The following is a 24,892-nucleotide window of genomic DNA, read 5'->3' on the forward strand; positions in this document are numbered from 1 at the left end:
GCTTTCATGACGATAGGGATCATCCAGTTTCCCGGGACAAACTGCGAACGCGAATCTCGCCTGGCCCTGGAGCGGGTCGGGCTGGAGGGTGTCTTTTTCCGGTGGAATCAGGACCTCGCACAGTTGCGGGACTTTGACGGCTACCTTCTGGCGGGCGGTTTCTCCTATGAGGATCGGAGCCGCTCGGGTATTATCGCTGCCCTGGACCCTCTTATGGAGGTTATCCGTCAGGAGAGCGATCGGGGAAAACCCGTTCTGGGGATTTGCAACGGGGCGCAGATCCTGGTGGAGGCAGGGCTTGTTCCGGGAGGAGGTTCTCCGGGAGACCCACCCCTGGTGGCGCTCACCACAAACCGCCGTGTGGCCCGGGGGCGCGTGGTGGGTACGGGGTTCTACAACGCCTGGGTAACCTTGAGAGCCGAAACAGAAGAGACGGCGTTCACCGGAAGAATTCCCCGGGGAACCGCTCTGAATGTTCCTGCCGCTCATGCGGAAGGTCGCTTTGTTATGTCTCCCCAGGTATACCAGGAGCTGAACGAGCGGGGCATGATCGCCTTCCGCTATACCGACGAAGAAGGACAGGCCCTGGAAGAGTTTCCCGTGAATCCCAACGGATCTGTGGGCAACATTGCTGCCATCACCAATGTACGGGGTAATGTCATGGCGATCATGCCCCATCCCGAGCGAACTCCCCTGGGAGATGGCATCTTCCACTCCCTTCGGGAGTATCTCGAGAGAGGACCCGGAGAAGAGAAGGCCCGTTCCCGGGAAGAGGCTCCATCGTTTTCATCCTCTCCCGCTGAGACACGCCTGTCTGTCGATGATCTTCCCGCATTTGCGCCTCGACAGGGGGCTCACGAGCTGGTGGTGCAGCTGATTATCACCGATAACGCCGCCGTAAGCGTAGAGACAGCGCTTTCTCACCGGGGCATCTCTCCGGGCATTACCCGCAGGGTTCACTGGGAACTCTCGCTGGACCCCGACCTTTCGCCAGCTCGGGCACAGGAGGTTCTGGAGGCGATCCAGGCCAGTGGCGAACTCTATAACAGCAACAAGGAAGAATGTGTTCCGGCCCCGGCGGGGAGTAACTCGGTTTCTCTCCTGGTGCGGGAGCGGGATGATATTCAGGGACGGCGTGTGCTGGAGGCTCTGCAGAACTGGTTCGGTCTCCAGGAGGTTCGTTCTCTGCAAAGGGGAATCCTCTGGACCCTCGATGAGGCCCAGGATCTGGAGCAGGTCCTGAATACGCATATTTTGCTGAATCCTGTGAGCCAGGTGGGACTTCTCTATGATCGAAGATAATCTCGCTGGAGGTGCCCTGGCCGGGGATAGCCGGACCAGTCGCCTGATCAGCGACAGCCTGGGCCACCTCCCGGGCGTGCAAGGGGAGGCCGAATACCGGCAACAAATCCGGGAGGCCTGCGAAAACTGCCTCACCGAGACTGACCTGGCTCTGCCGGAAAAACACCGGGGAAAAGTCCGGGACCGCTATCGGGCCGGGGAATCTCTTCTACTGGTCTCCACGGATCGCCAAAGTGCCTTTGACCGCCTTCTTGCGTCGGTTCCCTTCAAGGGGCAGGTCTTGAACCAGACCAGCGCCTGGTGGTTTGACGAGACCCGGGACATCTTGCCCAACCATCTCGAGGGGGTTCCTCACCCCAACGTGAGTGTTGTTCGCCACTGTACTCCCTTTCCGATAGAGTTTGTGGTGCGAGGGTACATTACGGGCTCCACCGAAACCTCCCTGTGGACTCGCTACCAGGCCGGAGAGAGGCGCTATTGCGGAATCGATTTTCCTGACGGGTTGGAAAAGCATCAGGAACTGCCCCGGCCTGTTGTGACACCCACAACCAAAGAAGCAAAGGATCGGCCCATCGCTCCCGAAGAGATTATCGCCGAGGGCTGGATGACCCGCCGCGACTGGGAGCGGTGCCGGGACCATGCCCTGGATCTCTTTACCTTCGGCCAGAAAAAGGCCTCCGAGAACGGCCTGATTCTTGTTGATACCAAATACGAGATGGGGTTCGATAACCAGGGAACCCTGCGGCTGATCGATGAGATCCACACTCCTGACTCCAGCCGCTACTGGATAGGCGGAACCTACCACGAACGAAGAGCGGCAGGAGTATCGCCGGATCACATCGACAAGGAATTCCTCCGGGCCTGGTTTGTGGCCCATTGTGATCCCTACAGGGATGCGATCCTCCCCGAGGCCCCGCCAGAGCTCGTCGAGGAGTTGGCCTATCGCTACATTCTGCTCTACGAGGCAATTACCGGCAGGCCCTTTCTCTTTCCCCCTCGTGCGAAAGGGGGGCGTTCCCTCGCTGAGGAGCTTCGTGCGGCAGGGGTTTCTCTCCCCGGGGATCAGGGGACTGGCTGATTTCCGGGGTGGCATCGTGAAGAATGGCACCGGTTGTTCTCGAGCATCCAGAAGCCGGATGATACTTCGGGGCTGGCTTTCATCAACTGGATTGCATCAAATAGTACAGATAGTACAGAGGAGCAGGATATGTGCGGGATCGTTGGAATCTACGCCCACGACCAGGTAGCACCGGATCTCTACGATAGCATGATCCAGTTACAGCACCGCGGCCAGGATGCTGCGGGAATAATCACCTGTAACGAGCGGTTTCATGTCAAGAAGGGCATGGGCCTGGTGCAGGACATCTTCGAGCAACGTCACATGGAGCGTTTGCGGGGCTCCATTGGTATTGGCCATACCCGCTATCCCACCAGCGGGACCCACAGTAACGATGAGGTGCAGCCCCTCTGGACCAGTGTTCCCAACGGGATCGCCTTCGCTCACAACGGCAACGTGGTGAACTATCAGGAGATGCGCCGGGAGGTTCAGGAAAACAGGAAACGCTATTTGAACTCCCACAGCGATTCCGAAATGCTCTTGCAGCTCTTTGCTGATGAACTGCATCGGCGAATCGGGGCCGGGCCTGCCTCGTCCCTGGCCGACAGAGCCTTCTTTGAGGCCCTCTTTTCTTCAATGGCTGAACTCTTCTACCGCATCGCCGGAGCCGTCTCGGCGGTGATGCTCATCAAGGATCGGGGTCTGGTAGCAATGAGGGATCCCCATGGTCTGCGGCCTCTGGTATACGGCCAGCGGGAACTTCCCGATGGAAGGGTAGACCATATCTTCGCCTCCGAGGACACCATGTTTTATATGCTGGGCTACCGCCGGGTGCGGGATGTCTTGCCCGGGGAGATCATCTACATTGCCAGCGACCGTCAGGTTTTCACCAGGCGACTGGCCCCCAAGGCGTTCACTCCCTGCATTTTCGAGTACGTCTATTTTGCTCGTCCCGATGCGATGCTGAACAACGTTAACGTCTATCGCTCTCGCCTGCGCATGGGCGAAAATCTTGGTAAAGCCTGGAAAGAAACCTTCCCGGAAGTCTCTCCCGATGTAATTATCCCGGCTCCGGCCACAGCCAATACGGTGGCTCTCTCCATGGCCCGGGAGCTGGGAGTAAACTACTCCGAAGGGCTTTATAAAAATCCCTTTATCGGAAGAACCTTCATCATGCCCAACCAGGAGAAACGCCGTCAGTCCGTGCGGTACAAGCTTTCGCCCCAGGAGCTGGAGTTGCGAAACAAGGACGTCCTGATTGTGGATGACAGCATTGTGCGGGGTACCACGAGCAAGGAAATTGTCCAGATGGTGCGGGAGTTTGGAGCCCGTCGGGTCTACTTTGCCTCGGCCTGCCCTCCCGTGACGCAACCCTGTTACTACGGTGTAGACATTCCCACCTCGGAGGAGCTGATCGCCTCAGTTTCCACAGAGGCGGAGATCCAGGAATATCTGGGAGCGGATTTGCTCCTGTATCAACCTCTGGAATATCTGGTAGAGGCGGTAACACGGAAAGGTGATCATCACATCGATACCCCCTGCACAGCCTGCCTGGGAGGGGACTACATTCACAAGCTGGACCAGGAGGAGATGAAGCGATGCGTATCCTGATTATCGGGTCCGGAGCACGGGAACACGCCCTGGCAAAAGCCTTTTCCCGGTCTCCCCAAAAACCGGACCTGTCCTGTCTGGGCAGTCACCTGAACCCGGGGATCCGGGAACTCTGTCGCGGCCAGTACCGGACAGGAGATATCACCGATCCGGATCTGGCTCAAGCGGTGGCCCGTGAGGTCGATGCTGATCTGGCCTGCATTGGTCCCGAGGCGCCCCTGGAGACGGGGGTCGCCGACGCGCTCTGGGCCGCTGGTGTGCCTGTGGTGGGGCCACGCCAGGCTGTCGCAAAAATCGAGACGAGCAAATCCTTTTGCCGGGAGTTATTGCGCAGGATCTGCCCCGAGGCGGTGCCTGCCTTCTATCTGGTGACCTCCCTGGATGAGGCGGAACAGGCTCTGGATGAGCTGGGAGCTCACTATGTGGTGAAGGAAGACGGTCTGCGGGGCGGTAAAGGAGTGAAAGTCTCGGGAGAGCATCTCCACTCCCGTGAGGAGGCTCTTGCCTTCTGCCGGGATGTCCTGAGTGATGCCCCGCAGCTTGTTATTGAAGAGAAGCTTGTGGGAGAGGAATTCTCGCTCCTCTCCTTCGCCGATGGCGAGCACTGCCTGCATATGCCTCCCGCCCAGGACCACAAGCGGGCGTACCAGGGCGATCGGGGCCCCAACACCGGGGGGATGGGGAGTTACACCGACGCAACAGGTTCTTTGCCGTTCTTGAACCGCCAGGATATAGTCGCTGCCCAGAATCTGAACGAGCGGGTGGTTCGGGGACTCAAGGAGATAACAGGCGTGCCGTACCAGGGCATCCTCTACGGGGGGTTCATGGCCACCGCCAAGGGTGTGTCCATCGTTGAGTACAATGCCCGTTTTGGGGATCCCGAAGCGCTGAACGTCCTCCCTCTTCTGGAGGGCGATCTGGCAGAAATCTGTTCCGCCCTGGTCGAAGGTCGACTGGAGGAGGTGGCGGCCTCCTTCCGGGGTGAGGCCTCGGTCTGTAAATATCTGGTGCCGCCGGGGTATCCCGAAAAGGGAGAGCGAGGACTCGTCGTGACCGTCCCTGCCGAGGCCGCAGGGACCGAATGCTTTTTGGGTTCGCTGGCGCTTCAGGGAGATCACCTTGTTACGGAGGGCTCCAGGACACTGGCTGTGACCGGTTTCGGCAATACCCTGGATGAAGCCGAAGCACGGGCCGAATCCTGGATCGCTTCGGTTGGGGGAGGACTTGTTCATCGCGGCGATATCGGCACTCCGGGACTGATCCAGAAACGGATCGATCACATGAAAGAGCTTCGGGGAAGGTCTGTTCGGGTGGGAGTTTTGGGCTCTACCCGGGGAACGTCGCTCCAGGGGCTGTTCGATGCGGTGGAGAGCTTTTCCATTCCTGCCTCGGTGGAGGTTGTTCTCTCGGACCGGCCCGATGCGGTGATTCTGGGCCGTGCCCGGGAGAGGGGAATACCTGCTCGTGCTATCTCCCCCCGAACGCCGGAGGGCGAGAAAAAAGACCGGACTCTTTTTGACGAGGAACTTACCCGGGAGTTCAGGTTTTTTGGGGTGGACGTGATACTGTGTGTGGGGTACATGCGGATTCTCTCGCGGGAGTTCTGCAGTACCTGGCACGGAAAAGCACTGAATATTCACCCGTCGCTTCTCCCCGATTTTGCCGGCGCCATGGATGGAGCGGTCCATGAGGCGGTTCTTGCCGCAGGCCGGCAGGAGACGGGGTGTACCGTTCATCTGGTGACAGCCGAGGTAGACGCTGGTCCGATCATCCTCCAGAAACGCTGTCCTGTTCTGCCTGGTGACACCCCGGAAACGCTGAAAGACCGGGTTCAGGCGCTGGAATCGCAGGCGCTGGTGGAGGCGGTGTGCCGTGCCCAAGACCAATTCGAGAGAGGAATGACGGTATGATCAAGTATGGATTATGTGTTCGGACGGTGCTGGTTGCATTTATTTTAGGGCTGGCGCCCTGGGCTGTATCAGCCGGCGGGTTCGGCTTTTTGCCGGACGCCGTTCAGGAGGCCCTGGAGGAAGTTGAAGAGGCTCGCTCCGTGTGGGAATCGCGTCGGGGTGAGGTGACGGCCCTGCTCGAAATCCAGCCTTGGGAAGAGGTGGAAGAGTTCATGAGCAGAGTCGACCGGGCTGTGGCCCGTGGAGCAGGCCGGGAGTACCGGTTTCTCCAGTTTCAGCTGGAAGAGTTGAGCCGCGAGATCTTCTGGGTGCCCCGAGAGGCAGTTGAGCTGGCACGCAGGGATGCCCGGGAGCTGGAAATCATCAGCGACCTCGGGTTTCTTCCCGAAAAAGATAGCTTTCGGGTGCGGATACCCGATGAAATCTCGGCAGCAGTCTCAAGGGCGTTTTCCCGGGATTCTCTGGAGGTCCGGTTGGGCTATTCCCTGCGGGGCGGCCTCGACGAGCAGTACACCCTGGCGGTGCGCCAGGTCCAACTTCGGGATTCTGCCGATTCCTTGCCTGTCCTGGCGGTGATTCCCCTGTCCCGGAGTTACCGCTTTAACCGCTATGAGACAATAGCTGTGGCTCCTGCGGGGTTGCAGACAAACTTCTTCGACGGCCAGATACCGACAGAACTTCAGACCGAGGGAGGCCTCTCCTCGAGTGACCGCCCTTGGGTTATCACGGCCGGTCAGGCTTTCTCCGGGGGGTATTCCCTCAGATCAGGAGAGATCGGCCCTAACGGAAGCAGCCAGGTCTGGCATCAGGCGGATATTCCTTCTGGAGCATCGGAGATTCGAATTTCTTTTGCCCTTCGGACCTCTTCGGAAGACTATTATGACCGGTTAATCTTCTCCGTGAATGGCACAAGACACGGCGAGTGGTCTGGCGAGACTGACTGGACCGAGGTCTCCTTCTCGATTCCCCTGGGATCGGGTGCTTCCAATCAGCTTGAGTTGCTCTGGAGTTTCGAGAAGGACGGTAGCGTGGATCGTGGTGAAGATGCCGTCTGGATAGACGAAATCAATATATCCTTCGAATAATCGGACCTTTGAAGAAGCAAGGGGAGTCCTGGAGACTCCCCTTTTTTTGCTCTAGTTGAAATCCGGAGTGACTACGATCTTGGAAAAGACCTGATCAATCTCCTCGGTGACTTTCCTGGCGTCGCCTTGGGGTACGCGAGCTTGCTTCCAGAGACTTAACCGGAAGAACTCCAGGATTGTCTGCTTGATATCGCCCTGATCGTAGAACACGTAGGAGATATCCTGCCCTATGCTCTTGAGAATGGTAAAAGATGTGTAGGTTACCACAGGCTCTTTGCCGATGTAGACGTGGTCCTGGCGGCGGGTGGTGTAATCCAGAAGATCTTTTTTGCGATAGGGGATTCGTTGATCCTCTGTCCGGTAGGCCGGCTCAATGTGGCTGTTGGGCCACCCGGCAGGTTCCACCATCACATAAAGTTTCCTTCCCTCCGCCTGGAAGACCAGCCCTTCATCGGTGATGTATATATCTTTTACGTTGTTAAAGGATATTACCTCGTACCGGGTATAGGTTGAGTTGTTGTGATAGAACACGCTGACGATATAGCCGTGATCCGAAGGGAGTTCACCCTTTTGGTATGCGTTAAAGAGTTCCTGAAACTTTTCCACCTTGTGCCTCCAGTCCTGAGTTTCACTGTAAGTGTAAACGGTATTTCAAGAAGGTGCAAAGGATTGAATTACCCCGTCAGGTGGCGTATTATCTAGGATAATGGATCTTGCCGAGGCCTACGAGTTTCTTCAGTTAGGGGCGGCCGCTTCCTCTGAGGAGGTGAGCAGCTCCTTTCGCAGATTACTGAAGGAATACCACCCCGATAGAAACACCTCCCGAAGCGAGTGGTCTCACCGGATGACGGTTCGCCTCACCGAGGCTCACGCCACGGTGACGGAGTACCTGCGCCGTGAGGAGCTCCCTTGGGAGAGCTTCATCGAAGAGCCCTCACCGGAACACGCGCCTTCTGTCGAGACGGACGAGGGGTTCGGCTACAGCCTGACCTTGCAGGGGCACATTGCGGAGCTCTACGATCTCCTGCTGGACCAGATCCACGATTACTACAACTACGGCATGGAGAAGTTGCATCTGCGCGAGGAGGGGGCTCTCCGCTACCGGTATCGCAGAACCTTGAGGCAGATGACCGATATTGTCGAGGGGTTGGCGCTTGCTGCAGAATGGCCCGGGAGTGCCCTGCAATACCGACAGGTAGGGGCGATCCGGGATTTTGCCGCTGCTTTTTATGAGAACATGTTAATTCGTCCCAAGAAGCAGCAGGTTTTTCTGGGAGAAGATCAGAAGGCGTGCCAGCTCTATCGCCAAGGTGCCGATGCCCTGGACCAGTCGATCCGGGAGGGTGTGCTGGGACTCCAGATGGAGGGAGGGCGAGTCTGTCCGGCGGCGCGGGACATGGCAGAGCGGTCCTTCATGGTAATTCTTGCACGCTTTCCCCGTAGTCCCCACACGGCAGAGACGCTGATCAAACTGTATTTGCTCCGGGCTCTTACGGGGCTTTGTTCCTTTCTGGAGTCGGCCGCCGAGACGGCGTAATACCTTCCGGGGCAAAGAAAGACCCCGGTGTTGCCACCGGGGTCACAGGAGGGGATCGGCAGATTTTCAGGCCTGGCTCATGTTCATCTGGGCGATAGCCAGTTTTGCGATGGGAATCCCGAAGGGGGACACCGAGACGTAGTCGAGTCCCGTTTCCTGGATAAAGGTAATGTTCTCCGGTTCTGCACCGTGCTCTCCGCAGAGTCCCATGGTAATATCGGGCCTTACCATTTTCCCTCGCAGGGCCGCCGTTTGGACCAGCTCCCGCACCTGGGGCTGAAGCATCTTGAAGGGGTTTCCTTCCAGCAGGTCCAGCTCGGTGTAATCCGAAAAAAAGGTGTTGAAATCGTCCCGGGAGATTCCGTAGGTGGTCTGGGTGAGGTCGTTGGTGCCGAAGGAGAAGAAATCAGCGTACCGGGCAATCTCGCCTGCGTTGAGTGCCGCCGCCGGAAGCTCGATCATGGTGCCCACCTTGTAATCCAGCGGTTCGGTCTGAAGGCGTTGAAAGACCTCCCTTTCGATATCCCGGATTCCCAGGATGTGTTTTCCTTCGATACGCTTGCCATTTCGAACGGTCTTCAGCTCGTGGGGGTTCATTACCAGGGGAATCATGATCTCCGGACGCGGTGAGAAACCCTCGGCCTTCAGCTTGTAGGCAGCCTCGAAGATCGCCCGGGTCTGCATCCGATAGATCTCGGGGTAGGAGATAGCGATGCGGATACCCCGGTGTCCCAGCATGGGGTTAAACTCCCGCAGGAGTTGACTCCTGGCAAGGATCTCCTGTTTGGTGAACTTCATCTTGTCCTTTTTGGCTTGGGCTACAAAATCCTTCATTGCAGCGTCGCCCTGGGGAAGGAACTCGTGGAGGGGGGCATCCAGAAGACGGATCGTCACGGGAAGCCCGTCCATGATCTTCAGGAGCTGGTAAAAATCCTCGGTCTGATCCTTGTGGAGGTCATCGAGAATCATGGTGCGGGTTTTCTCGTCCTGGGCGATAATCATGTAGCGAAAACGATTGATTCTGCTTTCGTCAAAGAACATATGCTCCGTGCGACACAGTCCTATACCGCGGGCGCCGAAGAGTTTTGCCAGATGGGCATCGCGGGGCTGGTCAGCGTTGGCATGGACCTCGATCTTGCCGATCTTGTGCTGGACAATCTCCAGGAGTTCCAGGAGCCCGCTGTCTTCCGGAGTTGGCTTTGTGAGGGACCCTGCACCGATAAAGATGCGCGGTGTTGTGTAATAGGGAACCTCCAGGGTAATAAAATCGCCCTCCTTGATCTCGTTTCCGTCGATGATCATGACGTCGTCCCTGAAGGTGATATCGGGACGAACCATGGCGACTTTTCCCAGGCTTCGGGCAACAACCGGAGCGTGGGAGGCGTAGCCGCCCTCGGAGGAGAGAACTCCCTGGGCGATCTCGATTCCCTTGACGTCCCCGGCGAAGGTGGAGGGCATGGCCAGGATCAGATTTGTGTCTTCACCAGCTTGCTGAGCCTGGCGGTGGGCCACAACCAGTCGTTCTGTAGAAAAGAAAACCCGGCCGATCGCAGCCCCCACGGACCCGGCAATTCCCCCCTCCAGAGTGATGAAGGAGGACACAGACCCCGCGTCCAGCGTAGGATGCAGTATCTCCGAGAGCCGTCCGGGCTTGATCGTCCGGATCACGTGTTCTTCCGTGACCGTTCCGCGCCGGAGCAGATCCAGAAGGGTCTTGATCTCTGCCTGGGCAGATTTATCGGGGACTGATGCTTGATCCACAAGCCAGAGCTTGCCTCCCTCGATGGCAAAGCGTATCCACCGGAGCTCCTTGAAATGATCTTCCAGTTTGCGGGAGATATCCTGAAGCATCTCCAGCCGTTCCGAGGGGAGCGTTGCGAGGGGGGCTCCGGAAGTTTCGTTTTCGTCGAAGGACCCGGAAAAGAATTCTCCCTGGAGAATGTCTTCACCGGTGATGATATGGTGAGTGAAGAGATATCCCGACGCACTCTGGCTGTCGAGATTTCCGTAGACCATGGCCTGGATCATGATCGCTGAATCTTCGGTGGTGGGGCTCAAGGCAAAGGCTTTGCGGAAGAGCCGGACCACGTAGGCCAGTTGAAAGAAGGGTTCCGAGAATATCTGTTCCGGCAGAAGACCGGAAAAGGACTCCAGGACGCTCTTGATCGACTCTTTCCGCTTCGCCGCCTGGAGTTCTTCCCGGAACTCCTTGAGTTGCTTTTTTCGTGTTTCGGACTCCTCGATTACCAGCTCCAGGCGGAGGATACTGGTGATCAGGAAGGTGTATTCCTGCCAGATGAAGGTCTCTCCCATGGCGGAGGCCAGGGCATCGATTGTGGTGTTGCAAAGCCCCACATGGTGCACCGAGGGAAGGGCGCTGCGGACGTTGAGCATGGGGCTTTCCACGACCTTCAGAAGAAGCGGCGTATCTCCCTCGCCGAATCGTTTTTCCATGCTCGCTTCGATGTCGTGAAGGGGTTTTTGCAGGATTGACCAGGCTGCTGTTGCGTTCTCGGGGAAGACCGAGAGGGCTTCACCGGGGATCACCACCCCGGGACAGACAGGAACGCGCAGATCTGCCAGAGAAACGGCGCGTTTGCCTCGGCTGCCTGCAGCCTCCAGAACGTCCGGTTCCACGTGGTGCTGATCCGTTCCAAACAGTATCAGTTCTTTCATAGTTGGTGCCTCCCAGATTTTTCAGAAAAGCTCGAGGGGTTGGTCTATCCCCCCCTTCAGAAACATCTCAAACCGGGGGCTTGCACCTTCGAAGAGATATCGTTGCAGTTTGGAGACGTCCTGTATCTCCTCGCCGGCGACGCTGACCATAATCGGAGTCCCGTGTTTGACTTTGCCCCACTTGAAGAGGGCATTGATGTCGTTGATCCGCTCGTTATCATACCAGATGAGAACGTCCAGATCGGGATAGGTAGTTCGATAGCTGGCGATGATTCGCTTCCAGGCTTCCACATTTCCATTGTGGAAGAGTTCATTTGTAACCACCACGGAGTAGCGGGGAGTTATCCTCTTTTTCCCGCCTGGTTTCTTTGCCGATCCGGGAGGCGTCCCTGAAGGAGTTACCTTCGGAGGAGTGACAGCACGGGGTTTTGCCCCTTCGGGAAGGCGATAGCGTTGGTCGGTATGATTAACGGTGCGGCCCGCCAAAATGGATTGGACATCGCCAAGAGCTCTTTCGAGAGTTTCGGGAGAGAGATCCACCCCGGGGATGCTATCCAGATATACCACCAGGAGCTCGTCGCAGATGATCGGCAGGGCAGGTTCCCAGGACTGGGGGTTCTGGGGATTAATGAGGAGCAATCCTGCCTGGGGGTGTTCGTAGGCGATGACAATCTGCAATGCCGTCCAGTCCGAGAGCGCCTCTGTGATGAAGCTGGCTGATTCTATCGTTATCGGAGCGTTACAGGATCGGGTGCGGTAGGAAAACTTGTCCACCAGCAGAGCACTGGTGAGGGGGCGCACCTGATCGCGGGAAATCGCCTCCTCATCCAGCTTGGCTGCTACCAGGTCTGCGAAGTTGGCGCCTTTGGAAACGGGCTCCAACAAGGATGTTGCCAGTCGAAAATGGCGCAGGGCGGTGTTAAACCCCGCCCTGCGTGACAATAAGTCATAATTCCCTACCATAATGATTACAGTTCCTGCAAATCATCGCTGGAGATAGACCCTTTTCCGGGAGAGACATCGGCCTGTCCGCGTGGTGATGCCGGATTTCGGCTCACCGTTTCGGTGGGGGCCGGTGTCGATTCCTGCGTTCCGTGACTCGGCAGGCTCTGTGCAACGGGTTCATCGTATTCGTTGGAGAAGTTCATGCCGATATCGTCGCGGATGGTGGACCGGCGTCGCTTGAAGGCTGCAAAGGCCGCATCCTGGAATCCCTTGGAAATACCGTGGAGGAACTCGTTCAGCACGTTGGCCATGCCGTTGAGGGTGAACTTCTTTCGCTTGATGCTGGTAATGTCCACGTCGAGAACCACACCGGACTGAATGTGATAGGGGTTGATCAGATAGTCGAAGTCATCAAACTCCCGTCGGAGAAAGCGTACCCGGTCATCGAGGATCACCCGCTCTTGGGGGTTCTGGTAGCCGTAGATTTGCTCCAGTTTGCGGGAGCTCTTGTTGAGCATTTCCTTGAAGAGCTTTTTCTCGTGGCGGTAGGTCTGGTTGAGCCTCTCCACATCGGTGGGGTTCGCCTTGAGGAGGGTGATCTCGTTCCAGGTCCGCTGCATTTCTTCCACGAGCTTGTCGCCCGATTCCTCGAAGCGGAAAGTGTCCTTGCGCTTCTTCATGGTGCGGGACATCTTTGCCACGATATCGTCGTAGTCGTTTACCTTGAATCGGGATCTTCCCGTCTGGTAGACCGCTTCGATCACATCGTAGAGCTTCTGGATCTCCTGGCGGAAGGCCTCCATCTGCTGGTCGTAGACTTCCCGCTCCTTCTCGAGCTGCTCCGAGTCGTAGTACTTGAGGCGGATCTGGTAGCGCTCGTCGGGGAGGTTCTCAATATCGGTGTCCTCATACTCGCGGATGATCAATTCCCGGGCGTTCTTGAGGTTCTCCACATACTGGTAGCCCATTTTGCTGGTATCCAGGATTGATGTGATCGAGTTGACCGCTGTGTTGAACCCCCGGTTGCGGATGTTCTCCATGTCGATGATTTTCTTCAGGTTTTCCCGAATATTCACCGGGTCAAACTCGCTGGGATCTATCTCGGCGCGGAGGCCCTCGATCTTCTGCATCAGATCTTTGGCCAGGAAGGTATAGCGCTTGGAGGTTTCATCTTCCACATCGTCGTCGGTGTAGTTGGTGACGCGCTTCATCTTCTCGAAGATGATCTCCGAGTCGGTGAGTTCTTCCTTGCCCTGATCGATGAGCTCATCCTGGAATCGCTCCACCTCCTGATCGATCAGGTTGCTGATCGTCCTGGATATCTGGTCCTTGATCAGTTGCTCCACCGTCGCCTGGTACTGGAAGATGGGGCTGATGAGCTCCGAATCAAGAATATTCACCGAGAGCTTGGTATCGGTAACGGTTTTGGGCTTGGTCGCGCTGTCCTTGAATGCCGCTTTCACCACGGAGTAGGCGTTCTCACCTCGGATGAAGGCGCCTACATCAGTTTTTTGGCGCAAGAGCGAGTTGGTTTCGTTCTCGAGATCGTTTACACCGCGCTGAATGTGGCCGTGAAGGTGACCGTACATGTTGACGATCGATTTTTCGACTTCACCGGTATTGAACTTGTCGGCTCCGGCGATCTCGTCCAGCATGGCGGAGATTTCTTTGGGGGTATATCTGGCAAGGGTTTTGTTCTCTTCCTTGTCGATAAAGTTCCGGATTTTCTTCACCATCTCATCTTCAGTGGTGGTGATATACCGGTTGAACATATTCTGGTAGTTCTGGTTGAAGTAGTTATAGAGCTTTTCTTTGAGACCCCCCATAACATCGAGTCGTTCCAGAACCTCGGCAGGAAGCTTTGTTTGAATTGTATCCAGGATACGATCGGTTTCTTCCTGAACGAGTTGATCGTACTCTTGTTTTTGGTCCCGTCCGTCCTGGGCGAGGCTGTTGCGGGAACCTACTGCTGATGGGCGTGTGGGATGAAATACGTTGGGACTGCGTGAAAGATCGGACATACTGCTTCTCCTCCTGGTCTATGTGTCTCGTCGCGGGCGCCGGGGGCGCCACGGCCGATATGCTTCGCTCCCCGGGAATCCTTGGACTCGCCTGGGTCCGGGGGAGTGAACACGTTTACAAAACGATCCGGTTCCTGTGCTGTGCACCTCTATTCTAACACGATGTTTCGCCTGTGAATTTTATTCGTTCCTCCTTATCTCCCTTATAGGGTACTGCTCTCGCGCCACAATTTCCCGAAAATCCTCTGGTTTCCACGGAGAATCCGAAAAAAAGCGGGTGAGAAAACGCTCGGCGATCCCCCAGAGGGTGTCGCCGGCGACAATGGTATATGGTCTGCCGTCGGGCAGTTCTATGAGATTGCCAGGGTATATCCAGTGAGGGCTGGGAGAGAGGTGTTGCTCCTCCCCGATGGGAGCGTAGCCGTTCCCCCGGGCGATCCAGTTGGTGGCCAGGAGAATATCCCGGATTGACCAGTCGTGGGGCCGCGGCTGATCGGGCGTTTCCCGCTCTGGTGATGACGGCGGAGGCCCTGAAAGAAGGGGGGCTTCCCCGGGGGGTGTTGGGGCAACAAACTCATCCAGGGAATCTGTTGTCGATCCGGTCCATTCCGGGGAGTCCCCTTCGGTTTCTGCTGTGGTTGGTGCTGTGGTTGGTGCTTCTTCCGGGAGGGGGCCCCTGCTCGGCGGACCGGTTGTATCTGGTGTTTCCCGCACGGCCGGCGTCTCCGTTGGTGGGCCCGGCGCATCGGGGGTTCTTGTAAGTATCGGTATTTCTGCTGGTGAATCCCCGCTCTCCGGGAGAGGCCGTTCCGTTTCTGCTCGTGGCACCCCCTTGTCGTCCTCCAGGTGACTTGCAGGAGGTGTCCCGGTATCTGCGGGCCGGGTAGGGGCAGGAGGGGTCTCCTGGCTGTGAAAAACCTGCTGCCAGAGTCCCTGGCCGGAAAACCTTGAACCGGGCAGGAAGAAAAGAAAGAGCGCCAGGATCATCAGGCACGCTGCGGCAGAACCTCCCAGGAGAAGGCGCCACGTCTTTGACGGAGGGGCCTGGGTCGGGGCGGTTGCCTGCGGTTTTGTCGGTGCTTTTCCTGGTGATCTTTTTGGTGAGGAATTCGGTGAGAGAGCCGCTGGGGGAGGTGATGAGGAACCAGAGGAGCTGGAGCTGCCTTTGCCACCTGATGGTACCTGCCCTTCCACAGGGGCTGGAGATGATGTTTTCTGATCAGCCAGGGCTGTGCCTTCCTGCTTGCCCGGTTCCCGGAGGGGGGGCTGGTGCTGGATCGGGGCAACCGCCGGGTCTGGCCGGGCCGGTGCAGGTGGTGTGGTAACCCTGTTGGCAGCCAGTAGCGCCTCCAGCAACGCCTTAAGACGAGCCCGTTCCTTCTCGAAGAAGGTTCTGGGGCAGGACTGCTCCAGGAAGGGTTTCATGCGTTGTCGGGCTCGTTCGTTGTCGTCCACAGCTCCCCGGGTCAGGCCTTCCCGGGGGGAAAAAAGGATGCACCACCCCTGGGCTCCCTCCTGGATGCACGCCGTTACGGGCACGTGACCGGCCAGAAAGAGCGATTGTGCCGTCTCCCGGGCCTGCCGGGCCAGTTCCTGACGAGCTTTCTCCGGAAGGCTGGAGGAGGTATCGGTAACGCTGTTCCATAACCAGAGAGCGGCGCATACCCGGTCCAAAAGGGGCAGGTCCGTGCGAGCCATGATCTTGCCCAGCCCCTCTTCCAGAAAGGGAAAGCTTTCCAGCTCTTTCCTGAGATCGCTGCGCAGGAGCATTCTGAAGGCGGCCAGAGAGTTCTCCAGGGAGACATCTCGCTCGCTTGCTGTGCAGTGGTGTGCGTAGCGGTGTGCGTAGCGGTAGAGGACACCCGGCAGAATTGGGGGAGCGATTCCAGCGTTCCAGGGGTGCTCTCCGGAGAATTCTGCCGGGTTCCCTGAAGGGACAGGCGAAGAAAAGCGCAGTTTTGTCTCGGCCAGAGCTACAGGAGCGGGCTGATCGGCAGGAAGATTCGGCGGGGTGTTCCGTGCAACAGGAAAGCCCGCCCTTGAAAGGAGCAGAAAAAGCTCTTCCGCCAGGGATGACTCGTGATCATGGTCGGGAGGTGATTCGCCTCCGGGCAGGCAGAAAAAAACATTTCTTTCGGTAGCGAGCCGCCATTTGAGCAGTTCCAGGAAGGCTGCGCGCTCACCCGTCCCTGCAAGAGTCGAGATGAGCGAGAAGGGGATCATGGCTGGTGCCCACTCCCTAATGGAGGATGTCTGCTGCCGCAGGGTGAAGATTTCTCCTCGGGAGAATCCCAGAAGCGAATGGTCCTTGCTCACCAGGAACCCGGAGTCCTGGAAATCTTCCCTTCGGTAGGCCCCTCGGGAGGAGGAGATGATTTCATCCAGGCGGTTGAGACAGTACAGGGCGTGACGGTCCGATCGTTCCTGCTCCTTCAAGTCAAACAGGCGGTGCCCGTCAAGAAAAAGACGAAGCGAGCCATCCTCGTAGAGGATAACCTGTCCCCCCTTGGCAGGGGCCTCGTGAGAGACCGACTCCAGCGGTTGAGAAGATATCTGTTCCTTGTGGACGAAGGCTTTGACCGCCTCCACCAGGGCGGGAGATCCCACGTAACGCGCTCGCCCCGGAGCATGCGGATCAAGGCATCCTTCTTCGAGGAAGATATCACCCGTGAGGTGATCCGTAAGAACCACGGATCCGATATGGCGTTTGATCTGCTCCGGGAGAAACGAGCTGGTGCCGATCCGCAGGAAGGGTCGCACCCCGTAGCCCTGGGAGCCCATGTATACCACATAGCACTCCTCGTCCACGCGGAACAGGCGGTTGCCAATGTGCAGGGGCTCTTCTTTCCTGAATGAATCTTTTCTGGTCGACACGGTTCTTAAGTATAGTACGTGATGTCCCTTCTTTCACGAAAAGATGCTCCGAAGAGGAAGAAAATAGACAGAGATGGCCGTTCACGTCATACTGGTCCCGTGGGGTGTGCCGATTTAATCGATAACACAGCTTTCATGCAGGGAGATTCCCGCTCCGGGGATTCCCGCAAAATGAGCAGGAAGAAGCGTTGTTTTTTCTTCGCCCTGTGATACTGTGGAAGGGGGCATCATGGTAATAACGCAACGAAGAGACACAAAAATCATCCCTATTGCCGGAGGAAAGGGCGGTATCGGCAAGACCGAGCTCTGCGCAAACCTGGGCGTGCGTCTGGGGCAGTTGGGGTACCGCACTGTTGTGGTCGATCTTGACCTGGGAGGCTCTAATCTCCATTCAGCGCTTGGGGTAAAGAACAAAAATCCGGGGGTGGGAAACTTTCTCTCCGATCGGGCTCTTGCCTTCGAGTCGCTTTTGTCGCCCACGCCGTATGACAATCTTCAGTTTATTCCTGGCGATGTTCTGGTAGCGGGCACCCCGAATATCACCTACGCCCAAAAGCGCAGTATTCTGCGCAACCTTGAAGAACTCGAAGCAGACTATGTCCTTCTGGATCTGGGAGCTGGGGCGTCCAATAATGTGGTTGATTTCTTTCTGGTGGCTAATTCGGGTCTCATCGTTACCTCGCCCCATGTGGGGGCCATCGTGAACGCCTACAGTTTCCTGAAAAACGCTGTCTTTCGCTTTCTCTTTCGGGCTTTCTCCGGAGAAAGCGATGTCGAAAAGTTCTTGCGAAACCAGATCAAGGAGCGTCGTCCGGGTAACCCCGTCAAGGTTTCATCGGTGCTCTCGGCGATGGCAGAGATCGACACGGAGCAGGCCTTGAAAGCCAAGCGCTACATTGATCTGTTACAGCCTCTCCTGGTGCTGAACATGGTTCGAAGCGCCGACGATCTGAATATCGGCGAGAGTTTGCGGGACCTGGTGGATAAAAACCTCTCCATTACCTTTGACGCCCTGGGAATGATCATCCACGATGAGTCCCTGGCAGGGGCCCATCGGGCGCATAAACCGGTGATGGCGGCGAATCCCGACAGTTTTGTGGGAATCGAAATCGATCGGATCGCACAGAAGATCGTTCAGTCCCCGGAGTTCCCTACGCTGGCTCTGGAAAAATCGCTTTACGCCGATTCATATGAGCTTCTCCGTATCGAGGCTCAGAACGATCTCTCTACCCTCCAATCAGAACAGAACGAGGAATCACTCCGATCGGAGAGCGATGCCGCCGAGTTCATCGAGGTATTGACCGCCCAGAAAAAGCAGATTCAGGAGCTTCAGGGCACCATCCGCATGCTGACCATGCGTCAGGGGTGAGGAGGGCTTGCAAAAGCAGACTATGGATCGGACTCCCATGGTATCGAAAGAAGTGCACCGGGGGTGTGCTTACTACTCAATAGAATGGTCTGTTCTTGAAACAGCCTCCCGGAGTCGGATCATCGGCGGGGTTCCTTCCCTGCCGGGAATATGGGAACTCTACTGGCTTGAGCATTCCCGGATACCCCGTCTGATCAAGATGGGGAGGGCCTGGCATGGCGGGGTGCGTCATACCTTGCGCGTTGAAGCTGATCCCGAGGAACGGATAAACCGGTCCTGCCGATCCTATCTTGCCAGCGGTGATTGCTATTTCCGATACACAATCTGCGAAAATGCCCCTGATCTTGCCGATGTCTACTCCGTTCTCTTCTCGCTGCGGGAGGAGTTGCGGGGAGAAGGCTGTGAACCTTCGGGCCGGTATCGAGAGGTTCGCATCCAGGAGCCGGAGGAGATGGAAATCCGGCGGGTTCGAAAACCCCGGGAGCCTTCATCTCCGGCGGAGCCCTTCGGGGGGCATGTGCCGAACATGTTCGATGTGGTTCGGGAAATGCGGCGTCTTGAGGAGGAGCAGAGCCAGGGGAACCAGGACGGCGAGGACTCCCCCTCCGGGGAATGATCGGGACGCCAGGAGGGGCGATCGGGCCACGGAGTGTTCAGACCTTTCCCTGAGGTGCTCTTGTGGTCGGGGAGGAAGATCCCTGTTACGATGAACTTTTGGGGTGCCGAGGATTACTCGTTGACAGCCCCGGGAAACCGTGTTCTACTTACTTTTAGAAAGAAATTAGGAGGTTCGTATGCACCGAAAAGGCATTGCCGCTCTTGTTATGGCGGGAGCGCTGTTGTTTACCTCGATCCCGATCTTTGCCGGAGGACGGGCAGAGGCAAGCGACGAGATAGTTTTGACCTGGCCCGGTATCTGGGTGGGGCAGGACTCAAAAGCTGCCGTGATGGAGGAGATTGTGGCGGAGTTCAACGAGAAGCACGCGGGAAGTATTCGCGTCGTGGTTGAGCCGCAGCCCGACTACGACGGGTACGAGGACTCGATCCGTACCCGCCTTGCCGCCGGTCAGGCCCCGGATATTTTTACCTTCAAGCTGAGCCCCACCACGGCAGCCTATTACGACAGTAATCTTCTCATGGATTTTTCCCGGGAGCTGGCGCAGGGATGGGGTGATAATTTCAACCAGGGAAACCTCCGGGCCTCCACCGTGGCGGGTGCAACCAAATCCCTGCCCTACGAGATCGGTTTTACTCCCATTTGGTATAATCAGGAGCTCTTTCAGGAGGCCGGGATAGAGAGCTTCCCCGAGACGATGGACCAGTTCTGGCGGGCCACGGAAAAATTGAAGGCTATCGGTGCCGTCCCTACCAGCCAGATGACGGGAGGAACCAATGCCTGGACCTCCATGCTCTGGTATACGCATTTTGTGGGCAGTTTTGGCGGCCCCGGTGTCTGGGAACGGGGTCTTGATGATCCTGCCTTCGAGAAGGCAGCCGCTGTTCTGAAACGCCTCTACCAGGACGGAAATACAACCCGCGATGCGATCGGGGCTGATGCGGGTGTATCGGGTGGACATTACCAGGCAGGGAGAACGGCGATGTTCATTAATGGCCCCTGGTATATCGGGAACATTCGGGAGAACTCTCCCGAGGTCTACCGGGCTACCCGACTTGCGGCAGCTCCCAAAGCAGGAAACTACCATGGTCACCAGGTAGGATGGTTGCACACGAACCTGGCAGCAGCCAATACCACAGATCCCGCACGGCGGGAGGCGGTCATCACCTTCCTGCAACACCTGACCAGCCCCGAGAATGCCCGGCGGGTCTCCCTGGCTTCGGGCTCTCTGCTGGCGATCGAGTTTGATATTCCCGATGATGTGGAGCTGGATCCGTTGCAGAGGATGTTCATTGAGGCGGGGAACGAGGCGGCCTTTCTGATAGACCACCTGGAGGCTTCCATGCCCGTGGACGTGGTCTACGAGTTCGGTCAGGCCCTGGGGGCTATGGTCCTTCGGGATCTCTCTCCGGTGGAGTTCGTTGAAATGCTCCGGGCATCCCTGTAGGATCAGCGGATTACCTTCACGTACACAGAATGAAGCGGGCGGCGTGGCCAGGGGCGATTCCCTGCGACGCCGCCCTGCGACGGGAAAGAACTCTTTATGAACAGGCAATCCTTCAAGCGAAGATCGGACAGAATATGGATCACCGTGTTTCTGCTTCCCGTGGGTCTCATGATTATCGCGTTTTTCGCGTATCCGATTATCTTTTTAATTCTTCTTGGTTTTATGGAGTGGAACGGGATTCAGCCCATGTCCTTTGTAGGACTCGACAACTTCCGGGCGATCTTTTCCAATGCCGTGTTTCGCACGTCCGTGCAGAATAACCTGGTCTGGGCGCTCTCGGCGGCTTTTTTGCAGATTCCTCTGGCCCTCGTGCTGGCCCTGATTCTCACCCGGGCCCCCCGGGGGTGGCGGTTCTTTCGCACCGTCTACTTTCTTCCGAACGTCATCTCTCTGGTGGCGCTGGCCATGATGTGGTCGGCTCTCTATAACCCCGAGTTTGGTCTGATCAATCATGCCCTGGAAGCGCTTGGCGCGGGGCATCTTGCCAGAAACTGGCTCGGCGAGATCGATACCGCCCTGCCGGCCCTGATCTTCTCGTACCAGATCTACGTGGGGTATTTCATGGTTATCATCCTGGCCGGAACGCTCTCGATTCCCCAGGAGTTTTACGAGGCAGCGCTCATGGATGGAGCAAACCTTCTGCAGCAGGAAATCTATATCACGCTCCCGGCAATTCGCGGAATTATCGTAACCGCCGGCACCCTGGCGGTGGCCTTTGCCCTGCGGCAGTTCGAGACCACCTTTCTTATGACGGCCGGAGGGCCAGCCAACAGGACTCCCGTGATGGGGCTCTTCATGTACCGCCGGATGGCCGGGCTCCAGTACGGCCGAGCGGCAGCCACGGGGGTTCTCTTGATCATTTTGGGGGTTGTTGTGCTGGCCGGGCTGCAGCGGATCTTCGGAAAATCCGATGCCGTCGCCGATAGCAATCAATAAGGGGCAGGAAAATGAGTATGAAAAAAAAACCCTCTGAAGCGCTGAACGAGACGCCCCCTGCAGTGATTGTGACGCTCGCTGTCTTGCGGTGGACCCTGTTGCTTTTCTATCTGGTGGTGGCGCTCTTCCCTCTGGTGTGGCTCGGCATCTCGGCTTTCAAGACCAATTTCGAGATAGAGACGTCTCCCTTTGCCCTGCCTGCGGTCTGGCAGTTCGGAAACTTTGTCAGCGCGGTCTCCATCTCGGGGCTTCCCCGGTTTTTTCTGAACTCCATCGGGGTGGCCCTTCTGGCTACGGCTTGTAACCTGATGGTCACCTCCATGGGGTCCTTCGTTATCGCCCGGGAGAAGTTCGCCCTGCGGAAGCCCCTCTTCACCATCATAACGGCGGGCGTGCTGGTGCCGATTGTCTCGTTTATGGTTCCCTACTACACCCTGATCATGCATTTGGGGCTCTACGACACGCTTCTGGCACTGATCATCACCTACGCCGCGATCAATATTCCCGTCTCTACCTTTCTCATCAGTAGTTTCATGACCACCATTCCCAGAGAACTGGAAGATTCTGCCGAGATCGACGGGTGCAGCTTTGTGCAGCGCTACTGGAAGATCATCATGCCCCTCTCCCGATCCGGCCTGGTCACGGCCGGAACATTCAGTTTCATCTATTGCTGGAACGAGTTTATCTACGCCCTGCTTCTGACCTCGTCCCGAAGTGCCCGGACGGTGCAACTGGCAATCCGATTCTTTACCAGCCAGTTTCGTACAGACTACGCCGGGATGTTCGCCGCTATTGTGCTTACCATGATTCCCACCGTTGCGGTGTACATCTTCTTTCACGACAAGATCATTTCCGGGCTGACCGCAGGAGCGGTGAAGGGGTGAATGATCCGGCAGGGAGCCGATCCTGGTGGAACGATCTCGAGGAGTATCGGAAGCGGTTATCCCGGGGACATCGTTATTCTTCTTCGGCAGCCGATACGGGAAGAGCTCCGTCTGGCGGGGGATCCTCCTGGACTGCCAAGGCAGGGAGTCACGACGATGGGGACCGGTGCGGGCTCTTTCTTGGCGGAATTGGAACTCCTGTCATGAGCCGGGATCTCGACGGCCTCTTTGCTCGCTGGCACATGCAGAACGGGTATCACCTGAGACAGGTTCTGGAGGAGGCGTTTTTTTCCCTGCGCTGGGCTGAAGAGGGGGCAGAGGGTATCTCCCGTGGGGGATATATGCGACTGGCCGATTCCCCCGGACAGGAATATCACCGACAGGTTCTGAGTCTTTTCCCGGTTACCCGGGAACGGTACCAGGGAGAAGGCCTTCCCCTTGAGGTAGTTGCCGAATTCTTCTCACCGCTTCTGCCCGAAGATCATCTTCTGCCATCGGAATTCTCCTCGCCGGGAGGTTCCCCGATTCCTCTTGCGTCTCTTCCTGTTTTTATCTCGACCATAACAGTGTGCAATCGATCCTCTGCTCCCATGAGCGTTGATGCTGCCTGCGTTTGGCCGAATCTTCTGGGCTGGAAAGCAAAGCAGGCAACATCTCTGGATCAGCCCGAACGATCCTGGCCGGGGCAAAGCCATGCCGGAAACAGTGCTCACGCCTGCCATGACGGTCAGGGGGTTGCGGCCCTTCAGACAAAACACGCTGGACGTCCTGTGAAGGACGAGCTCATGGGGCAAGTGGCGATCTTTTCTCCCGCTCCGCGAAGAGGCCAGGAGGGTCCGGTGGCTTCCAGGGCCTCTGTCGAGGCCTGCTGCAAGGCCCGGGGAAACAAGATTGACCGGCCGCCCCATGATCAGGGCCATACTCTGGCCTGGATGGAGAATCATTTTCGTCAGCACGGCCTGTTTCCCGAGTCGGGGTTGAGCTGGACTGCTCACTGGGATGAGGCGCTCTGCTCGGGAGTGAGTCGTGGAGGGAGAATCGAACCTGGTGATTCCCTTCGAATTTCCTTTGTTCTGGCCTTTGACATGCCGATCATCCGTTTCGGGAATGGCCGCCGATGGTATCGGAAGTACACCGCTGCCTTCGGACGCCAGGGGACCAGTGCTCTGGAGATCGCCCGGATCGCCGCCGACTCGATTGATCTGTGGAGAAGGGACATCGATGAATGGCATCAGAGCGTGCTCGCTACCCGGGCCGAAGAACCCGATCTGGCGGGAGCGATGCTGAATGAGCTCTATTTTATCAACGGGGGTGGCTCGGTCTGGACGGAGAGTTGGGCCAGGGACCTCGATACTGACCTTCCCGAGCCGCTTCTTGGTGCAGGAGAACACGGGGCAATCCTCGAGGGCTACGATGTAGGGTATTACTATTACAATACTTCCGACCTTTGGCCCTACGCCTGGTACGGGCTGTGGCGCTGGTGGCCCGGTTTTGCCGGGAGCATTTTTTCTGATCTTCTCAAAAGTGTTCCTCTGGCAATTCCCCGGGAGCAGATGATCTACCGTAGTGAGACTATGGAGCCGCTTATGGTTTCCGGGAAGGTTCCCCACGATATCGGGGCGGTAATGGAAGACCCCTGGCACAGTCTGAACGGATATCAGATGCGTGATGACTCCAACCTCTGGAAGGATCATAATCCTGCCTTTTTGTTAAGCCTCTATCTGGAGCGGCGTTTTTCAGGACACCGGCTCTCACCGTCCGAGTGGGCTGCAGTCCGGCAGGCGGGGCTCTTTATGCTCGATCAGGCCGAGGAATCGACAGCGCTGCCCCTGCATCGAGCCTTTGGTGATAGCACCTGGGATAATCTGGGTCTCCAGGGTTATGTGTCGTACAGCGCAGCCTTCACTCTGGGATCGCTGGCTGCGCTGATCTCCTGGGCGGATGATTTCGGTGACGGGAGCCTGGCTCGGAAGTGCCGGCAGCGGCTGAAACTTGCTGAGGAAGCATTTGAGAAACATCTCTGGAATGGAGAATATTACCGACTTTGTGATCAGGGAAGATACACGGACTGCCTCATGGGAGATGGAGTCCTGGGCATCTTTCTTGCCGATCTGGCGGGGCTAACAAAATCTCTTGGGGCGATTCCCCGGGAACAGGTGAAAAGTCACTTAAAATCGGTCTATCGCTATTGTTTCATCCAGTATCATCGGGGGCAGGCGGGGCCCTTGCTGGTAGCAGCCCCGGGGAAAATCCGCTTTTCCGGCGACGGTGGCGATGAGCTGCAGGTCAATGAGGTCCTTCTCGGGTCGGCCTGGTCCACTGTCGCCATGATGGAATACTATGAATTGAAGCATGAAGCCCGAGAAATTGCTTCGGTACTGGTGGAGCGTATCTACGGGACAAACCAGCATGGACGAGGATTGCAGTTTCGGACTCCTGCCGCTATTGATGGTTTCCTGCGGTTTCGAGCTCCCCTGAACATGCGTCCTCTATCGATTTGGCTTCTTGATGCGGTTTTCCAGGCACGGGCCACCCCGGATCACTGACCCCGGGGTGGCTCGC

The 24,892-nt window shown here is 57.3% G+C and carries 17 protein-coding genes; 12 read left to right on the plus strand and 5 right to left on the minus strand.

What is annotated here, in order from left to right:
• Positions 1–6: 6 nt before the first annotated feature.
• The 5 genes from purQ (at position 7) to BW950_RS11100 (ending at position 6,965) form a co-directional block, all read left to right on the plus strand.
• Entirely contained in the window at positions 7–1,302 is a 1,296-nt protein-coding gene (purQ, locus tag BW950_RS11080; protein WP_076489366.1) for a phosphoribosylformylglycinamidine synthase I, read from the plus strand.
• A complete protein-coding gene (locus tag BW950_RS11085; RefSeq protein ID WP_083943954.1) occupies positions 1,289–2,380 on the plus strand; it encodes a phosphoribosylaminoimidazolesuccinocarboxamide synthase in 1,092 nt (363 codons plus the stop codon). The genes purQ and BW950_RS11085 overlap by 14 nt, the downstream gene beginning before the upstream one ends.
• Positions 2,381–2,509: 129 nt before the next feature.
• On the plus strand, positions 2,510–3,970 hold the full coding sequence (gene purF, locus BW950_RS11090) for an amidophosphoribosyltransferase (protein ID WP_076489367.1): 1,461 nt from the start codon (positions 2,510–2,512) through the stop codon (positions 3,968–3,970).
• A complete protein-coding gene (purD, locus tag BW950_RS11095) occupies positions 3,958–5,880 on the plus strand; it encodes a phosphoribosylamine--glycine ligase (protein WP_076489368.1) in 1,923 nt (640 codons plus the stop codon). The genes purF and purD overlap by 13 nt, the downstream gene beginning before the upstream one ends.
• A complete protein-coding gene (locus BW950_RS11100; RefSeq protein WP_076489369.1) occupies positions 5,877–6,965 on the plus strand; it encodes a hypothetical protein in 1,089 nt (362 codons plus the stop codon). The genes purD and BW950_RS11100 overlap by 4 nt, the downstream gene beginning before the upstream one ends.
• A gap of 51 nt (positions 6,966–7,016) precedes the next feature.
• On the opposite strand, the gene BW950_RS11105 is transcribed toward BW950_RS11100, so the two are convergent.
• The gene (locus BW950_RS11105) at positions 7,017–7,571 is read right to left on the minus strand and encodes a transposase (protein ID WP_076489370.1); all 555 of its coding nucleotides are present in this window, start codon (positions 7,569–7,571) and stop codon (positions 7,017–7,019) included.
• A 100-nt stretch (positions 7,572–7,671) separates the two neighbouring features.
• On the opposite strand from BW950_RS11105, the gene BW950_RS11110 reads away from it, so the two are divergent.
• A complete protein-coding gene (locus BW950_RS11110; protein WP_076489371.1) occupies positions 7,672–8,502 on the plus strand; it encodes a J domain-containing protein in 831 nt (276 codons plus the stop codon).
• A 66-nt stretch (positions 8,503–8,568) separates the two neighbouring features.
• On the opposite strand, the gene BW950_RS11115 is transcribed toward BW950_RS11110, so the two are convergent.
• The 4 genes from BW950_RS11115 to BW950_RS11130 form a co-directional block, all read right to left on the minus strand.
• Positions 8,569–11,178, minus strand: a complete 2,610-nt coding sequence (locus tag BW950_RS11115; protein WP_076489372.1) for a putative PEP-binding protein — start codon at positions 11,176–11,178, stop codon at positions 8,569–8,571.
• 21 nt (positions 11,179–11,199) lie between these two features.
• Positions 11,200–12,141 (minus strand): hypothetical protein, encoded by a 942-nt coding sequence (locus tag BW950_RS11120; RefSeq protein ID WP_076489373.1) that lies wholly within the window; start codon positions 12,139–12,141, stop codon positions 11,200–11,202.
• A gap of 5 nt (positions 12,142–12,146) precedes the next feature.
• Entirely contained in the window at positions 12,147–14,144 is a 1,998-nt protein-coding gene (gene cfpA / locus BW950_RS11125; protein ID WP_076489374.1) for a cytoplasmic filament protein CfpA, read from the minus strand.
• 180 nt (positions 14,145–14,324) lie between these two features.
• Positions 14,325–17,018 carry a LysM peptidoglycan-binding domain-containing protein gene (locus BW950_RS11130; protein WP_076489375.1) on the minus strand — a complete coding sequence of 898 codons (2,694 nt, stop codon included), beginning with the start codon at positions 17,016–17,018 and terminating at the stop codon, positions 14,325–14,327.
• 229 nt (positions 17,019–17,247) lie between these two features.
• Between BW950_RS11130 and BW950_RS11135 the strand changes: the two genes are divergently transcribed.
• The 6 genes from BW950_RS11135 to BW950_RS11165 all read left to right on the plus strand — a co-directional run bounded on the left by BW950_RS11135 (position 17,248) and on the right by BW950_RS11165 (position 24,876).
• A complete protein-coding gene (locus tag BW950_RS11135; protein ID WP_076489376.1) occupies positions 17,248–18,387 on the plus strand; it encodes a nucleotide-binding protein in 1,140 nt (379 codons plus the stop codon).
• Positions 18,388–18,424: 37 nt separating this feature from the next.
• Positions 18,425–19,003, plus strand: coding sequence for a hypothetical protein (locus BW950_RS11140; protein WP_234969093.1), 579 nt, complete (start codon positions 18,425–18,427; stop codon positions 19,001–19,003).
• Between the two features lie 178 nt (positions 19,004–19,181).
• Positions 19,182–20,450 carry an ABC transporter substrate-binding protein gene (locus BW950_RS11145; RefSeq protein WP_076489378.1) on the plus strand — a complete coding sequence of 423 codons (1,269 nt, stop codon included), beginning with the start codon at positions 19,182–19,184 and terminating at the stop codon, positions 20,448–20,450.
• A 96-nt stretch (positions 20,451–20,546) separates the two neighbouring features.
• Positions 20,547–21,446 (plus strand): carbohydrate ABC transporter permease, encoded by a 900-nt coding sequence (locus BW950_RS11150; protein WP_076489379.1) that lies wholly within the window; start codon positions 20,547–20,549, stop codon positions 21,444–21,446.
• Positions 21,447–21,463: 17 nt separating this feature from the next.
• A complete protein-coding gene (locus tag BW950_RS11155; protein ID WP_076489380.1) occupies positions 21,464–22,330 on the plus strand; it encodes a carbohydrate ABC transporter permease in 867 nt (288 codons plus the stop codon).
• Positions 22,327–24,876, plus strand: a complete 2,550-nt coding sequence (locus BW950_RS11165) for a GH116 family glycosyl hydrolase (RefSeq protein WP_143559216.1) — start codon at positions 22,327–22,329, stop codon at positions 24,874–24,876. The genes BW950_RS11155 and BW950_RS11165 overlap by 4 nt, the downstream gene beginning before the upstream one ends.
• The last annotated feature ends 16 nt before the right edge of the window (positions 24,877–24,892 follow it).

This window comes from Alkalispirochaeta americana, from assembly GCF_900156105.1.
Taxonomy (GTDB): Bacteria; Spirochaetota; Spirochaetia; order DSM-27196; family Alkalispirochaetaceae; genus Alkalispirochaeta; species Alkalispirochaeta americana.

Bases quoted from the DNA above. Each gene is read 5' to 3' on its own strand.
- purQ (WP_076489366.1), top strand. From the start codon at position 7: ATGACGATAGGGATCATCCAGTTTCCCGGGACAAACTGCGAACGCGAA.
- BW950_RS11085 (WP_083943954.1), top strand. From the start codon at position 1,289: ATGATCGAAGATAATCTCGCTGGAGGTGCCCTGGCCGGGGATAGCCGG.
- purF (WP_076489367.1), top strand. From the start codon at position 2,510: ATGTGCGGGATCGTTGGAATCTACGCCCACGACCAGGTAGCACCGGAT.
- purD (WP_076489368.1), top strand. From the start codon at position 3,958: ATGCGTATCCTGATTATCGGGTCCGGAGCACGGGAACACGCCCTGGCA.
- BW950_RS11100 (WP_076489369.1), top strand. From the start codon at position 5,877: ATGATCAAGTATGGATTATGTGTTCGGACGGTGCTGGTTGCATTTATT.
- BW950_RS11110 (WP_076489371.1), top strand. From the start codon at position 7,672: ATGGATCTTGCCGAGGCCTACGAGTTTCTTCAGTTAGGGGCGGCCGCT.
- BW950_RS11115 (WP_076489372.1), bottom strand. From the start codon at position 11,178: ATGAAAGAACTGATACTGTTTGGAACGGATCAGCACCACGTGGAACCG.
- BW950_RS11120 (WP_076489373.1), bottom strand. From the start codon at position 12,141: ATGGTAGGGAATTATGACTTATTGTCACGCAGGGCGGGGTTTAACACC.
- cfpA (WP_076489374.1), bottom strand. From the start codon at position 14,144: ATGTCCGATCTTTCACGCAGTCCCAACGTATTTCATCCCACACGCCCA.
- BW950_RS11135 (WP_076489376.1), top strand. From the start codon at position 17,248: ATGGTAATAACGCAACGAAGAGACACAAAAATCATCCCTATTGCCGGA.
- BW950_RS11140 (WP_234969093.1), top strand. From the start codon at position 18,425: ATGGTATCGAAAGAAGTGCACCGGGGGTGTGCTTACTACTCAATAGAA.
- BW950_RS11145 (WP_076489378.1), top strand. From the start codon at position 19,182: ATGCACCGAAAAGGCATTGCCGCTCTTGTTATGGCGGGAGCGCTGTTG.
- BW950_RS11150 (WP_076489379.1), top strand. From the start codon at position 20,547: ATGAACAGGCAATCCTTCAAGCGAAGATCGGACAGAATATGGATCACC.
- BW950_RS11155 (WP_076489380.1), top strand. From the start codon at position 21,464: ATGAAAAAAAAACCCTCTGAAGCGCTGAACGAGACGCCCCCTGCAGTG.